This window comes from Acinetobacter sp. ANC 4973, from assembly GCF_002135275.1.
GTDB lineage: Bacteria > Pseudomonadota > Gammaproteobacteria > Pseudomonadales > Moraxellaceae > Acinetobacter > Acinetobacter kyonggiensis.
On record NZ_NEGM01000001.1, the window covers coordinates 135,124 to 150,615 of the forward strand.

Annotated in this window: 16 protein-coding genes; 9 read left to right on the plus strand and 7 right to left on the minus strand. The window is 38.8% G+C overall.

What is annotated here, in order from left to right; genetic code table 11:
• Positions 1 to 212: 212 nt before the first annotated feature.
• From trmA to B9T30_RS00700, 3 genes are all read left to right on the plus strand, one after another.
• Positions 213 to 1,298: a tRNA (uridine(54)-C5)-methyltransferase TrmA gene (gene trmA, locus B9T30_RS00690; RefSeq protein ID WP_086183328.1), complete on the plus strand. Its 1,086-nt coding sequence runs from the start codon at positions 213 to 215 to the stop codon at positions 1,296 to 1,298.
• A gap of 252 nt (positions 1,299 to 1,550) precedes the next feature.
• The gene (locus tag B9T30_RS00695) at positions 1,551 to 1,778 is read left to right on the plus strand and encodes a hypothetical protein (RefSeq protein WP_004651770.1); all 228 of its coding nucleotides are present in this window, start codon (positions 1,551 to 1,553) and stop codon (positions 1,776 to 1,778) included.
• Positions 1,779 to 2,118: 340 nt separating this feature from the next.
• Positions 2,119 to 2,655: a lecithin retinol acyltransferase family protein gene (locus tag B9T30_RS00700; RefSeq protein WP_086183329.1), complete on the plus strand. Its 537-nt coding sequence runs from the start codon at positions 2,119 to 2,121 to the stop codon at positions 2,653 to 2,655.
• A gap of 25 nt (positions 2,656 to 2,680) precedes the next feature.
• Here the strand turns inward: B9T30_RS00700 and B9T30_RS00705 are convergent, their stop codons facing one another.
• On the minus strand, positions 2,681 to 3,592 hold the full coding sequence (locus B9T30_RS00705; RefSeq protein WP_086183330.1) for a bestrophin family protein: 912 nt from the start codon (positions 3,590 to 3,592) through the stop codon (positions 2,681 to 2,683).
• Between the two features lie 119 nt (positions 3,593 to 3,711).
• On the minus strand, positions 3,712 to 5,433 hold the full coding sequence (locus tag B9T30_RS00710) for a glutamine--tRNA ligase/YqeY domain fusion protein (protein WP_086183331.1): 1,722 nt from the start codon (positions 5,431 to 5,433) through the stop codon (positions 3,712 to 3,714).
• Between the two features lie 165 nt (positions 5,434 to 5,598).
• Between B9T30_RS00710 and B9T30_RS00715 the strand changes: the two genes are divergently transcribed.
• Positions 5,599 to 6,108: a peptidylprolyl isomerase gene (locus tag B9T30_RS00715; RefSeq protein WP_086183332.1), complete on the plus strand. Its 510-nt coding sequence runs from the start codon at positions 5,599 to 5,601 to the stop codon at positions 6,106 to 6,108.
• A 149-nt stretch (positions 6,109 to 6,257) separates the two neighbouring features.
• On the plus strand, positions 6,258 to 6,977 hold the full coding sequence (locus tag B9T30_RS00720; RefSeq protein ID WP_086183333.1) for a UDP-2,3-diacylglucosamine diphosphatase: 720 nt from the start codon (positions 6,258 to 6,260) through the stop codon (positions 6,975 to 6,977).
• 153 nt (positions 6,978 to 7,130) lie between these two features.
• Here the strand turns inward: B9T30_RS00720 and hpaI are convergent, their stop codons facing one another.
• On the minus strand, positions 7,131 to 7,925 hold the full coding sequence (gene hpaI, locus B9T30_RS00725; protein WP_086183334.1) for a 4-hydroxy-2-oxoheptanedioate aldolase: 795 nt from the start codon (positions 7,923 to 7,925) through the stop codon (positions 7,131 to 7,133).
• A 563-nt stretch (positions 7,926 to 8,488) separates the two neighbouring features.
• Here hpaI and nfsB point away from each other — a divergent pair.
• A complete protein-coding gene (gene nfsB, locus B9T30_RS00730) occupies positions 8,489 to 9,142 on the plus strand; it encodes an oxygen-insensitive NAD(P)H nitroreductase (RefSeq protein WP_086183335.1) in 654 nt (217 codons plus the stop codon).
• A gap of 308 nt (positions 9,143 to 9,450) precedes the next feature.
• Here nfsB and B9T30_RS00740 read toward each other — a convergent pair whose 3' ends face one another.
• The 4 genes from B9T30_RS00740 to B9T30_RS00755 all read right to left on the minus strand — a co-directional run bounded on the left by B9T30_RS00740 (position 9,451) and on the right by B9T30_RS00755 (position 13,178).
• Positions 9,451 to 10,314, minus strand: coding sequence for a DMT family transporter (locus B9T30_RS00740; RefSeq protein WP_086183337.1), 864 nt, complete (start codon positions 10,312 to 10,314; stop codon positions 9,451 to 9,453).
• Between the two features lie 96 nt (positions 10,315 to 10,410).
• Positions 10,411 to 11,448: a class II fructose-bisphosphate aldolase gene (gene fba / locus B9T30_RS00745; protein ID WP_086183338.1), complete on the minus strand. Its 1,038-nt coding sequence runs from the start codon at positions 11,446 to 11,448 to the stop codon at positions 10,411 to 10,413.
• A 122-nt stretch (positions 11,449 to 11,570) separates the two neighbouring features.
• Positions 11,571 to 11,843, minus strand: a complete 273-nt coding sequence (locus B9T30_RS00750; protein ID WP_086183339.1) for a hypothetical protein — start codon at positions 11,841 to 11,843, stop codon at positions 11,571 to 11,573.
• Between the two features lie 147 nt (positions 11,844 to 11,990).
• Positions 11,991 to 13,178 (minus strand): phosphoglycerate kinase, encoded by a 1,188-nt coding sequence (locus B9T30_RS00755; protein ID WP_086183340.1) that lies wholly within the window; start codon positions 13,176 to 13,178, stop codon positions 11,991 to 11,993.
• A gap of 140 nt (positions 13,179 to 13,318) precedes the next feature.
• Between B9T30_RS00755 and B9T30_RS00760 the strand changes: the two genes are divergently transcribed.
• Genes B9T30_RS00760 through B9T30_RS00770 form a run of 3 tightly spaced genes read left to right on the plus strand, consistent with a single transcriptional unit; the run spans position 13,319 to position 15,480 of the window.
• Positions 13,319 to 13,702, plus strand: a complete 384-nt coding sequence (locus tag B9T30_RS00760; protein WP_086164017.1) for a DUF2237 family protein — start codon at positions 13,319 to 13,321, stop codon at positions 13,700 to 13,702.
• Positions 13,702 to 14,295, plus strand: a complete 594-nt coding sequence (locus B9T30_RS00765) for a Maf family protein (protein WP_074944664.1) — start codon at positions 13,702 to 13,704, stop codon at positions 14,293 to 14,295. Before B9T30_RS00760 ends, B9T30_RS00765 begins: the two co-directional genes overlap by 1 nt.
• Positions 14,296 to 14,310: 15 nt before the next feature.
• Complete coding sequence (locus tag B9T30_RS00770; protein ID WP_086183341.1) at positions 14,311 to 15,480, plus strand: cupin domain-containing protein; 1,170 nt, start codon at positions 14,311 to 14,313, stop codon at positions 15,478 to 15,480.
• Positions 15,481 to 15,492: the final 12 nt, after the last annotated feature.

Sequence of the window (15,492 nt, forward strand, 5' to 3'; positions counted from 1 at the left end):
TTTTTTTATAAATTGACCCATCATTACTCAGCTGATTTTGATACACCTATTGCAAGAACACTTTTAACAGCAATAAATAAGATCAACAACAGATCCACACAAAAGACCTGTTCACCCTATATTTCTACTGCTTAATTGGGAATAAGTTTAGTCATCTTATTCAAACTTTGTTACCATCCCTGTTTTCAATGTGTTTGTGATTTTTACTGCATATGACTTCAGCTTATCAGTTACAACTTGATGCCAAGATTGCACGTATTTCTGCTCAATTTGCCGAATTTAATCCCCCTTCTTTAGAAGTGTTTCAGTCGCCTGAACAAAACTTCCGTATGCGTGCAGAATTTCGTATTTGGCATACTGAAGATGATATGTTTTATGCCATGTTTGAACGCAATGAAGACGACAATCAAAAAACCGTTATTCGTATAGATGAATTCCCAATTGCAGATCAAAGCATTAATGATTTAATGCCAAAATTATTGGCAGCGTTAAAAGCAAATCCTATTTTGGAAGCACGTTTATTTGAAGCACATTTTCTGGCCACGTTAAGTGGTGAAGTGCTTGTTTCACTCATTTACCACCGTAAACTTGAACAAGAGTGGGAAGTTGCTGCCAAAGCTTTAGCCGAACAACTCAACATTAAATTGATTGGTCGTAGTCGCGGTGTAAAATTTGTTTTGTCTGATGAGTATGTGGTTGAAGAACTCCAAGTTTTTGACCGTACTTATCAATACAAACAAATCGAAAGTAGCTTCACACAGCCCAATGCACAAGTGTGCCAAAAGATGCTGGAATGGGCATGTAATGCTGCTGAACAGTCAGAGAAGGACTTACTTGAGCTGTACTGTGGTAATGGTAATTTTACCCTACCGCTTGCAACCAAGTTCAAGCGTGTACTGGCGACAGAACTGGCTAAATCATCGGTTTATGCTGCACAGTGGAATATTGAACAAAATCAAATTGACAATATTCAAGTTGCACGTCTATCTGCGGAAGAGTTCACTCAAGCCTATAATGGTGAACGTGAATTCCGTCGTTTACAAGAAGCAAATATTGACATCTCAAGCTATGATTTCGACACTGTTTTTGTTGATCCGCCACGCGCAGGCATTGATGATGAAACCTTAAAGTTGATCCAACGCTTTGAACGCATCATTTATATTTCATGTAATCCTGATACGTTACAAGACAACTTAAAGACTTTAGCAACCACGCATAAGATTACTAAATTTGCGATGTTTGACCAATTCCCATATACCCATCATGTAGAATCAGGCGTACTGCTCGAAAAAATTTAAACAATTTATTTCGTTGTAAAAAACCTAATTTCTTACAGCCTAATGGAGCTCAATTGAGCTCCATTTTTTATTGAAATAAAAATCAATAACTTATAATAAAATACCATTTGTAAATGTCATAATATCGTTAAACTCTTCTGCTACTATCGGAAAATTTACTGTTCAATTGCTGCTTTTATCGCTTTAGTAGGCTTGTTTTATTTATTATATTGGCTATATTTCGAACTATATTAAGTTATGTATGAAGGCTCTATGAGTTTTTGGCAAAAGCTGTTTTCTGCTAATCAACAGCAAAACGAACAGAAGAATCAAATTTCTTGTGTCGAAAATGATTGCTCTTGTAAATCGAATGAACAACTGATTCAAGCTTTAGCAAAAGCGACAGATGAAGAAGTGATCATTGGAATTAAAAAGGTTTTAGCTTCGCGAGGTTATAGCCGTAAAGAGTTAAATGAACTACAGCATCTACCACTCCAATAGTAGAATCTGACTAAAAAGCATTTAGATCATCTAAATGCTTTTTTATTTGCTTATCCAATAGATAGATCCTTAAGCTTTATTGCCCCCTCATTTCTTTCTGAGTTACCCATTTTTACCTCAAATGAATTGAACTCATCTTGAGTCTTTTATTAAAAACATTACTCTAACCAACCACAAAGGCGATTGCTTTTTATACAAGCTATTGAAGAAGCAATATGGCGCTTATTTTTAATAAAAGCATAACAAACATATTAGCTGAATGAAATATTCGATTCTTTCATACAGAAACAGTAAACTACATCAACAATATACACTTGTAACTTTATGGGCTAAGCGTACGATGCGGCAGCATAAAACACGATTTCCTTTAGGGACACATCTGATCGTCAAGCATTGGGGATACTCTCACCATGGCATTTATGCAGGTCGTGGTCGAGTTATTCATTATTCAGGTTTTGCACATTTATTCAAAAAACGTCCGATTGAAATTACATCACTGGAAAAATTCAGTTTTGGCAAAACCATTATTGTTCAAAGCTATACCCAGCCAAAATTTATCGGGCGTAAAGTGGTTCGCCGTATGCGCTCACGCATGAATGAAAACAGCTATCATCTAATTATTAATAACTGTGAACATTTATGCACTTGGGCCATTACAGGGGTGGAAAGCAGCCCACAAGTGATCCGTATGATGAATCGGCTCACCACCATTGGCTATGTCAGTTCCATTATGAGTTATATGAACAGTATGCTATTGACGGTCACCACCACCTGTTTTGCATTGGTTTTGTATATCAAAAAGAAATTACGCGATAAAGCCAAGCATAAAAATATAGATTATTTATTTTTAAAAGATGATAAACATAAAAACCCGTAATTTAAGTTCTAGCAGAGATAAATTTTTAAATCAAATTCGCTTTATGAGCAACAATCACGGCCGGTAACTCTTCACCCAATGAACAGAGCATTTCCCGCTCTATGTTGCGTACCATAGAATCTAAAGCCAAATCATTTTCCTGAATGCCAAATGGTTCTTCCAGCTCTGCACTTAAGGCATCTAAACCTAAAAATAAGTAAGCGATCAGCGCGACAATGACAGGTGTCCAAACCCCTAAACTTGACTCAAGACTAAAGGGCAAAATAAAGCAAAATGAATATACCGCACGATGTAGCAGCACAGAATATGAAAATGGCAGCGGTGTCGATGAAATTCGGTCACAACCTGCATGAATATCACCAATCGCAACCGTATGCTTGGTTAAGGTACTATAAATAATATCTGTAATTTCAGCGCGTTTATAAATAGCCACTAAATCTTTTTGCGTAATTTCCAATACATATTGCGGTGGGTTCATATGACCACTCAGCAGCTGCCATTGCGGTTCTGTCAATTGTACATGTAGCTGATAATGTTCAAATGAATGCGTCTGTTTGCGGAGCCGATCACGTAACAAATGAGTAAACAGCATGATACGGTACATCAATACTTCACGCGGTTGATCATCTAACACATAGCTATCTCGTATCATATGTCGTGAATTGGCAATTAAAGCACCCCACAACTTCCGCCCTTCCCACCAACGCTCATAACACGCAGTATTTCTAAAGCTTAGAAAGATCGATAAGATCACACCAAAAACAGTAAAACCTATCGCAGGAACTTCTGGCACTAAAACATAATGATGCTTCGACAAATAAACCAAAGTCGTCGAGATCAGTACCACCACCATCAGTGCAGGAAAAACTTTAGGCAAAATTGTGCCGTGCCAAGCAAACAGTAGTGCAAAACTATTGGTTTTATCTCGAATAATCATGGCAAGTCCTTATTGATCTGCATAAAAAAGCCCAACCTAAGTTGAGCTTTTATGGCTTATTTCAGCATAGTGACATTCAGCTTGAATGCCAATCTTTTACTAAAAATATCGTGCTTTCGTTATTTGCTTGGTTTAAAACTATCTTTTAAATCCAAAATACGGTTAAACACAGGTTTGTCGCTTGTATGATCATATTGATCCGCAACGAAATAACCTTCACGTTCAAACTGGAAACGATCTTCAGGTTGCGCTTGTGCCAATGCAGGTTCAATCACGGCTTGAAGTACCGTTAAAGAATCTGGGTTTAAGTGCGCCAAGAAATCATCATCGACATCTGGTGCAGCTTCAGTAAATAAACGGTCGTAAACACGGACTTCCGCAGCAATACCTTGAGTTGCAGAAACCCAATGCACTACTCCTTTCACTTTACGCCCCTCAGGGTTTTTACCTAAAGTTTCAGGGTCAATTGAACATTTTAGCTCAATCACTTCACCGTTTGCATCCTTAATCACTTCATCGCACTTAATTACATAAGCATGACGTAAACGTACTTCACCTTCAGGAATTAAACGTTTAAAGCCTTTTGGTGGCACTTCTTCGAAATCTTTACGATCAATATAAATTTCTTTCGATAAAGGAATAATACGCTCGCCCATGTCGACATTTGGATGACGTGAATGGTTTAAATCCATATCTTCAGGAAGATTGGTTAAAGTCACTTTAAGCGGGTTTAATACTGCCATACCACGTGCAGCGGTATTTTCCAGTGATTGACGAATACAGAACTCAAGCATTGCCACATCGACAATACCATCTGTTTTAGACACGCCTACACGCTTACAGAAATCACGCAAACCTTCCGCAGTAAAACCACGACGGCGCATACCAACAACGGTTGGCATACGTGGATCATCCCAACCATTGACATGACCACCTTCTACCAACTTACGAAGCTTACGCTTAGAGGTAATGGTGTAATCAATATTTAAACGACTCGATTCGTACTGACGTGGAACAGCTTCAGATTTAACTTTCTCTACAACCCAATCATAGAATGGACGGTGATCTTGGAATTCAAGCGTACACAGTGAATGGGTAATGCCTTCAATCGCATCAGATAATGGATGAGCGTAGTCATACATTGGATACATTTTCCATGTATCACCTGTTTGATGATGCTCAGAATGCAATACACGATATAAAATCGGGTCACGCATATGCACGTTTGGAGAAGCCATGTCAATTTTGGCACGTAGCACCGCTTGACCTTCACCCAACTCGCCATTATTCATTTGAGTAAAACGTGCAAGATTTTCTTCCACACTTACATCACGATAAGGTGAGTTTTTCCCCAGTTCAACAAAATTACCGCGGTTTAAACGAATTTCTTCAGGCGATTGCAAATCGACATAAGCATCACCTTGATTGATCAATTGAATCGCCCACGTATGCAGTTGGTCAAAATAGCTTGATGCATAGCGTGGTTCGCCATTCCAATCAAAACCTAACCATTTTACATCGTTGGCAATCCCATCGACATATTCTTGTTCTTCTGCATCGGGATTGGTATCGTCAAAACGCAGGTTACATACGCCATCAAACTCTTGTGCAATACCAAAGTTCAAACAAATAGCTTTGACATGACCAATATGTAAATAGCCATTTGGTTCTGGTGGGAAACGCGTCACCACCTGCTTTGTACGACCCGCTGCTAGATCTTCGGTAATGACTTGGCGTACAAAGTCTAAGCCCGGCTGTTGTTCTTGCTGCGCAGCATCGACAGATTGAGTATTAGTTGTCGGGTTATTTGGCAGGGATGAAACAACATCATTCGGCTTCATAGTTGATAAATCACTTCTATAAGATAAAATAGGATAATTAAAACGCGATTCTCGTTTTTTAACAAAGAAAGTCGCGTTTTTGCTTGCCTTGTAGTTTACAGTTTGCTTATGCTTCTCTCAACCAAAAACCCATGGCTTTTTTGTCCATGATCAGGAGATTATAAAATGAGTTTTCCTCAAGTCGAATTAAACACCAATAAAGGACGTATTGTTCTTGAACTTAACTCAGAAAAAGCACCAAAAACTGTTGCTAACTTTTTAGAATACGTTCGTGATGGTTTTTATGATGGCGTAATTTTCCACCGTGTGATTGACGGTTTCATGGTCCAAGGTGGCGGCATGGATGAAAATTTCAAAGAAAAAGCGACTCGTGATTCTATTGAAAATGAAGCTGACAATGGCTTAAAAAATGACTTAGGCACCATTGCAATGGCGCGTACTCAAGCTCCACATTCTGCATCTGCTCAATTCTTCATTAACGTTGGTAACAACGCGTTTCTTAACCACTCTGGCAAAACTGCACAAGGTTGGGGTTATGCTGTATTTGGTAAAGTTACTGAAGGTCTAGACATCGTTAACGAAATTAAAGGTGTTCGCACTGGCAACCGTGGTTACCATGCTGACGTTCCTTTAGAAAATGTTGTGATCGAATCTGCTAAAATTATTGCTGAATAAAAATCCCTCCTAACCTCCCTTTAAAAAGGGAGGAACTTTCCTCCATAAAATAAAGGTTTATTCCTTTAATATAAAAGTTGGAAAGTCCCTCTTTCTCAAAGATGGGTGAGGAGCATTGCTCCGCAAGAGAGATTTAAAAGGAAAAATAAGTGACCTATCTGTTTATCGCTGATTTACATTTGTCACCTGAACACCCTCGACTCGTTCGGGGGTTTTTGGATTTATTGACACACTATCAAGACAAAAATACCCAACTCTATATTTTAGGTGATTGGTTTAATGCGTGGATTGGCGATGACTACACTGCCCCATGGTTAGATGACGTTACTCATGCTCTAAAACAGTTCAATCAAGCTGGCAATCAAGTTTATTTCCAAGTTGGCAATCGTGATTTTGCTTTAGGTAAGCGATTTCTAAAACAATTTAACGGCATTTTATTGCCCGATGTCGATACTTTAAAAATAGGTCACATTCAAATACGCCTCGAGCATGGCGATTTACTGTGTACCGATGATGTGTCCTATCAAAAATTTCGTAAGATTATTCGCAATCCACTGCTTTTGGGCTTTCTTAAAAGTATGCCACTCAGTTTCCGTCAGAAGTTGGCTAATGGCTTCCGTAAAAAAAGTGCAGAAACCAAACAAGTAAAATCCTATGCCATTATGGATGTAAATCAACATGCGGTTGAACAATCCCTTCAATCGGTGGATCTACTGATTCACGGACATACGCATCGCCCTGAAATTCATGCTGTGAATCACAAAAAACGGATTGTTTTAGGTGATTGGCGTGAGCACGAAGCACAAATTTTAGAAATTGATCCAAGCAATCTTGAGCAAAAACTAGAACTTAAAACTTGGGCTTATTAAATATAATTTTTTATAATGGTCATTTATGCCGTGACAGTACTATTGCTTACTTTAGCCAGAATCCCAATAACACCATGAACTTCTAAGATTTAAAGTACAACCAATAAGACTCAGTCACGCACAATACAAAGGCGCAGAGATAATGATTAAAAATTAATACCCAGCCTCAGACTTCACCACATCTACATCACTTTTATATTGCGCTAATAATTCACGCAAAGAGTTCATCAATACACTGGTATCTACCCCGACCGCGACAAATTCAGTCCCAAGTTCTAAATACATTTGAGTCGCTTCATGTTGAGTCGATAAAATACCTGCCGCTTTACCCGATTGGCGAATCCTTTTAATCGCATCCACCACTGCTTTTTGTACCTCTGGATGATTCGGATTGCCTTGATAGCCCATGGTGGCCGATAAATCGACTGCACCAATAAAGACACCATCAATACCTTCGACTTTTAATATGTCATCTAAATTGTCTAAACTAGTGACAGATTCAATTTGAATCAATAAGCAAATATTTTCATGTGCTGTCGTATAATAATTAGGAATACTGTTCCAACGGGTTGCACGTGCAAGTGCTGCACCCACACCACGAATCCCTTCTGGTGGATAACGTACCGCTTTCACCATCAATTCTGCCTGTTCAACCGTTTCTACCATTGGAATCAGTAATGTTTGTGCGCCTATATCTAACAATTGCTTAATCAATTGCACGCTACCAATCGGGGGGCGAACCACCGCTTGCGAAGGATAAGCAGCGATACTTTGTAACTGTGCCAAGGTTGTTCTTAAATCACTTGGCGCATGCTCACCATCTATCAATAACCAATCGTACCCTGCATTGGCGGCTATTTCCGTACCATATGCATCTGCCAACCCAACCCATAAACCAATTTGCTGATGGTTTTTTAGTTTTCTTTTAAAGTGATTGGTAAATTCCATATGCTTGCTCTCGGAATGCTTTATCTTGAATTTATGTGACCTAAGATCAATTAAACAATTTTAAAATAAAAATACCAATAGGAAAATTGAATGACTTAATCGCTTTTAATAATCAGTGGAAAATAGATTTATATTTGGTACTGATTTGTAAATATTAAGATTTTCACATTATAAATTTACTCAACTCGATTTTTATAAAATGAAAAATGCTGTTCAACCACATACAATTAATTTTTCTTTTTTTCATATAAAGAAAGACTAACTCCTAATCAAAAGCAATAACACGGCTTATATACTTTAAAACCATCAAATCATGATGAAAAATATATTTTATCTTTACTTATCAATAAACAAACCATAGAAAATTCTTTAGACTCACAAAATTCTTCGATTCAATTACTTGAAGCACAAAAAATATTATTAATACAGCTATCATTAATAGAGTAAAAAAAGTCTATCGAATTAAGCCGAAAATATATAAATTACTACGATTGAACCCAAATCTTTTATATTAATATTTCATGTAGAATATGAAATATACTTTACAAGTGGAGTAATGATTCATGGATCTTTTAAGCATTTCAAAAACGCGTTATACAACAAAAGCCTATGATCCTATTCGAAAAATTCCGCAAGAACAAATTACCCGTTTATTAGAAATTTTACGTTTAACGCCATCTTCTATCAACATTCAACCTTGGCATTTTTTTATTGCTGACAATCAAGCGGCTAAAGAGCGTATCGCAAAGGCATTGGTTGGGAAATATGCCTATAATGCACCTAAAGTTTTAGAGTCATCACACACTATTTTATTTTGTACTAAGGCAGATATCAGCGAACAACATTTAGATAACTTGTTAAATCAAGATGATATCAGTGGTCGCTTTAAGGACTCAACCGCCAAACAAGGACAAAAAGATAGCCGTGCAGGTTATGTCAATTACTATCGAAATGAAAAAGGTGATATTCAGCGTTGGGCTGAAAATCAAACCTTTATCGCGCTGGGTCAAATCTTGTTAGCAGCTGGGATTGAAGGCATTGATGCAACGCCAATTGGTGGTTTTGATGAACAAATCATTAATGATGAATTGCAGTTAACCGAAAAAGGTTTCATACCGTCTGTATTACTGACACTGGGTTATCGTAGCGAAAATGATTTTAATGCAAGATTGCCAAAATCTCGTTTAAGTAAAGAAGAAATCTTCACTCAGCTTTAATTAAAAATTAATTACAATAAAAGGGGATATATTCCTCTTTTATGTCATTTCAGGACTTATTTTTTAAACATTATTCAGGTATATTTGCACAAAAATTAAACGGTCGGACATCTTTATGCTAGTTGCCACTAAAATGCCAATAAAATTCGAATGTACAAACTGTAATAAAATTTATATGCATCCATATCGAATAGATGCTCTTGCTTTTTATCCTGACTGCCCTGAGTGCAAAAAGGCTGGTTTGCTTCTAGGCACCGCCGAGATCACAGATCTTATTAAATACCCAAGTACTTTCGCAAAAAATTTACTTAAACAGATATCGCATAAGCTAAACAAATAACACTGGCTAAGCCTAACGCTAAACCTAATGCAGTCATGGGTGTTAATTTTTCCTTAAAGATGATTAAACCACTCAATGCACCTAATACCACCACAAGAATATTCATACCTGCAAAGACAATTGCAGGTGTGTCTTTCAAGAGCATATGTGCTTTAACGTAAAGTGCAATATTGGCAAAATTTAACAGACCCAATCCCATTCCAGCCAGTATATTTTTTCTGTTACCAACAGTCTTGGTGGTCATGGCAATATAAGCCAATGACAAAATAAAGGCACAAATAAACATTAAATTCAGTGCAACGGCAAACTGAACCCCTAATCCAGTCGTATACTTCAACAAAACATCAATGAAAGCATAGCCAAACCAGACCAATGCAAGATACAGCATGGCTTGCTTTGTCGATGACTGCCCTGTCTTGTCTTGCTGATGGGAAAATAAAAGACTTAATACAGCTAAAACCCCTAAAACAATACCGATTATTTTTAGCGTATTGAACTGTTCCTGAAAAATAAAAAATGCAGCCAATAAAGACAAGACCACGGACAAACGCTGGGCAATTTCAGTTTTCACAATACCTGCATATTGCAAAGACTTCGCTAAACATAAAAAAACACTCGGCAGCAAAATACCCAAAGCAATAATTAGCCACCACGGTGTATTGATGATTGAAACATGCTGTAAATCTGGCTTAAACCAGAGAAAGCACAACACACTTGCAGAAGCGTAGTTCCATACAATCATTTGTAATGCATCAAAACCTTGCGCTTTAGCGAGCTTTAAAAGAATTGAGACAATGACGCTACAACATGCTGCTGCCAATATAAGTTCCATCTTTTGCCTTATTTTCCTTATTTATAATGGTTGAGGGTTAAATACAAAAAAGCCCACAATAGATGTGGGCTTTTGATTATAGATAATCTTTAGTGATTATTTATAACGATTGACCATTTTCTCTAAAGAAATTGGACGAATCTTGTCTGCATGACCTGCTGTACCAAATGCAGTATAACGATCTACACAAATTTGTTTCATTGCAACAACAGTTTCAGCAAAGAATTTACGTGGATCGAATTCGCTTGGTTTTTCAGCCATCATACGGCGCATTGCACCCGTAGAAGCCAAACGTAAGTCAGTGTCGATATTAATTTTACGCACACCGTGTTTGATTGCTTCAACCAATTGCTCTACAGGAACACCATAAGTTTCTTTGATGTCACCGCCAAATTCATTGATCACAGCCAACCATTCTTGTGGCACAGAGCTTGAACCGTGCATTACAAGATGTGTATTTGGCAATGCCGCATGAATTTCTTTAATACGGTCAATGGCTAAAATATCACCTGTAGGTGGACGGGTGAATTTGTACGCACCATGTGAAGTACCTACTGCAATTGCCAAAGCATCTACATTGGTATCTGCAACAAATTGAGTTGCTTCTTCAACTGAAGTTAATAGCTGTGAATGGTCAAGTACGCCTTCTGCGCCTACACCATCTTCTTCACCAGCCATACCAGTTTCAAGGCTACCCAAGCAGCCAATCTCACCTTCAACTGAAACGCCACATGCATGAGCCATCGCAACAGTGCGACGAGTTACATCTACGTTATATTCGTATGAAGTTGGTGTTTTACCATCTGCACCGAGTGAACCGTCCATCATCACTGATGAAAAGCCCAATTGGATAGAACGCTGACATACATCAGGATCTGTACCATGGTCTTGATGCATCACCACTGGAATATGCGGCCATTCTTCAATTGCAGCCAAAATTAAATGACGTAAGAACGGAGCGCCTGCATATTTACGAGCACCCGCAGATGCTTGAACAATAACAGGTGAATTCGTTTCATCTGCGGCTAACATAATTGCGCGCATTTGTTCTAAATTGTTTACGTTAAATGCTGGTACGCCGTAGTTGTGTTCACCGGCGTGATCCAAGAGCTGGCGCAATGAAATAAGAGCCATAATGTCCTCCCAGGTAATGCCCCATATTCTACATGCTGATTGCTTTCAATTCAGCAAGAAAAAACACTATTTCAAAAAAAGTCCCTGCAAATGCAGGGACTTTTAAATAAAAAATGACAAACTTAATGCGTTGTTGCGTTAGAAGCCGCTTCTTCAACCACAGGTGTCTCTGCATCTGCATCTACATTCGAGACTGCCGCTGGTATATCTGTATTTTTTTCATCCAAAACAGGTTGATCAATTGAATCAATCACTGCTTGCTGTTCTGGTGTGACTTTTTCTTCTACTGCTACAGTTTCAGCTGTCTCATTTTTAGGGGCTTCATCTTTCTTCACACAAGCAGTTAAAGCTAAAGGTGCAATCAGTAATGCTGCAAGTGTTAGTTTTAAGTTCATCCGATTTTCCTACTGCGGGAGATTTAATGAACATGATTTTATTGCAGTTATATTTCATTTTAATGACGAAAAAATGAATCAAAAACAAAAAAGGCTGATCATGAGATCAACCTTTTCATCAAACAGTCATCCTGACATTGCTGTCAATTATGCACGTTCAAGTAATACTGCAACGGCTGGAAGTGTTTTACCTTCTACAAATTCAAGGAAAGCACCACCACCTGTAGAGATATAACCAATTTTATCAGCTACTGCATATTTGTCGATTGCAGCTAAAGTATCACCACCACCCGCGATAGAAAAACCTGCTGAGTCAGCAATGGCTAAAGACAATGCTTTCGTCCCTTCACCGAATTGATCAACTTCAAATACGCCAACTGGACCATTCCAAAGAATTGTTTTTGACGTTTTGATCATTTCAGCAAATGCTTTTGCTGTTTCTGGACCAACGTCTAAAATCATATCGTTGTCAGTCACATCGGCAACATTCTTAACGACGGCGGTTGCGTTTGCCAATGAACCCAAGAAATCAGCAAAGTCAATTTCAGCTGCATCTGCAACCACAACATCAGTTGGTAACGGTACTGAAACTTTTGCCGCAATCGCTTTAGCTGTATCAATCAAATCTGTTTCACACAGTGATTTACCCACGTTGTAACCAGCCGCAGCAAGGAAGGTATTGGCAATACCACCACCAACAATAATTTGGTCACAAATCGTAGAAAGCGAAGTCAGTACATCAAGTTTAGTTGAAACTTTAGAACCGGCAACAATAGCAACCATTGGAGACTCAGGTGTTTTAAGCGCACGACCAAGTGCGTCTAATTCAGCAGCAAGTAAAGGCCCTGCTGCTGCAACTGGCGCTAAACGAGCCACACCTTCAGTCGAAGCTTCTGCACGATGTGCTGTACCAAAAGCGTCCATAACAAACACATCACAAAGTGCTGCATATTTTTGTGCCAATTCAGGGTTATTTTTCTTTTCACCATGATTGAAACGCACATTTTCAAGCAATACAACTTGACCCGCTGCAACGTCAACACCCGCTAAATAATCCGTCAATAATTGCACGTCCTGACCCAAAGCTTGAGTCAAATAAGCAGCAACTGGGGCTAAAGACTGTTCTGGTTTAGCTTCACCTTCAACGGGACGACCAAGGTGAGAACAAACCATTACCGCAGCGCCTTTTTCAATCGCTGCTTTAATGGTAGGAAGTGCAGCGCGTAGACGTGCATCACTTGTAATCTCACCATTTTTGACAGGCACGTTTAAATCTTCACGAATAAGAACGCGTTTACCTGTTAAATCGAGGTCAGTCATACGCTGAAAATTCATGTATAGCTCTCTTGATAGATATAAAAACCGCCCGATTTTAAATGATTATGCAGAAAAAGGTTAGCTTCTTTTGCATAAAAGCTGTCGAAAGACAAAGTTTTGATTATGATAGTCAAAAGTCACATAATGATTCGGAACGCATGTCTATTCACCCAGATCCAAATATCAATCGCTTAAATGTTTTAGGCGAACCATTGGCAAGTTGTTGCTACTCTCCTATTACGGGATATTTTCGTAACGGTTTTTGTCATACAGCGACAACAGATCTAGGTCAGCATACAATATGTGCACAAATGACCGCTGAGTTTCTTAATTTTTCGCAAAAAGTAGGTAATGACTTGATCACGCCGTTACCAGAAGTCGATTTTCCGGGTTTAGAACCGGGTGATTTTTGGTGTATTTGTGTGACTCGCTGGGTAGATGCTTACCAAGCTGGTATTGCTCCCCCTATTAAAATTCAAGCTTGCCATCAAGCTGTGCTCTCTTATGTTCCGCTTGATGTTCTTATGGAATATGCAGTGTAATGAATACATCTCAAATTATTTTGGCTTCCAGCAGTCAAACCCGTAAAGACTTAATGAATCGTCTTCGCATCGATTATCAAAGCATTGTGCCTGATATTGATGAATCTCCGCGCGGTGAAAATCATGCTGACCATTTAGCCAAACGGCTGGCTTTTGAGAAAGCCAAAGTGATTTCAGAACAGCATCCTGAAGCCATCGTCATTGGGTCAGATCAAGTGGCATGGCGTGAAGGTGCACCTGATATTTTTATTGGTAAACCTTTGACTGTTGAAAAGGCCGTCAAACAACTACAAGCCAACTCCGATAAAATCGTTTATTTCAGTACAGCATTAAGTGTACAACAACTGGCTACAGGCTTTGAGCAAACACTGGTTGAACACTATAAAGTTAAATTTCGTAAACTCGGACTGGCGGAAATTGAACGCTATATTGAAGTCGAACAACCGCTTATGTGTGCTGGCAGTTTCAAATGTGAAAGCTTAGGAATCAGCTTATTTGAGCAAATGAGTGGGCAAGACCAAACCACACTCATGGGCATGCCGATGATTCAGCTGTGCCATATCCTGCGTCAATTGAATATTTTAGTTCCTTAATTTTAGGCTGTATTTATGTCTCAACCTTTAGATATATTAGGCGGAATTACCGCTGAACAATTCCTTGCCGAATATTGGCAAAAAAAACCATTACTGGTACGTAATGCGCTTCCAGAAATTGCGAATCTGTTAGAACCGAATGATGTGATGGAACTTGCGCTGGATGAAAATATCACTGCACGTTTAATCAAGCAAAAAGATAAAGATCCAAACCAATGGTCAGTGAAATCATCGCCTTTAATAAAAGCCGATTTCCAAAAAATGCCTAAACTTTGGACACTACTGGTTCAAGCTGTTGATCATTACTCTTTTGATTTGGCTGAACTATGGAAAAAATTCCCTTTTATTCCACAATGGCGCCGTGATGACATTATGGTGTCCTATGCCCAAAAAGGTGGTTCAGTCGGTAAACATTTCGATTTTTACGATGTGTTTTTAGTGCAAGGTTACGGTCATCGTCGCTGGCAGTTGGGTCAAATGTGTGATGCAGAAAGCGAATTTGTTGCAGGTCAACCCTTAAAATTACTGCCAGAGATGGATGTCAATTTTGATGAAGTACTTGCACCAGGTGACTTACTGTATGTCCCGCCGGGTTTATCACACTATGGCGTTGCTGAAGATGAATGCCTGACCTACTCCTTTGGCTTCCGTATGCCAAATGTGGCTGAAATGATGGATCGCGTGAGTGATAAATTTGCTGTCGATCAATTACTTAAAAATCCACTGGCGGACATTATTCGCGACAAAATCAGCCCAATTGGTCAAATCAGTCCGGCTGAACTTGAGTATTTAAAAGCAGAACTTTTAGCACAATTGCAAAATCCAACCGTGCTTGAAGATGCGCTCATGAGCCTAATGTCAGAAGCGAAATATCCTGAAAACATTCCAGACGCTGAAGCAATTGGTACAGGTGATTTAGAGGAAGCACTTGATTTAGGCTATTCACTCATCCTTGAACCAGCATCGCGTCTACTCTATACCGAAGACGAAGATGGATTACTGTTCTGGGCCAATGGTGAAGGTATTTGTATTTCAGATGCATTTGCACCCGTTCTAAAACAAATTGCTGACGGCAATCCAATATTACTTGACGAAAAACTTGATGATCCAGATATGCTAGAAGACATCGTAAACTTGTTAAATGAGTCGATTCTGATGCTATTACCTGCGGCAGACCAAGAATAAACACAAAAATAA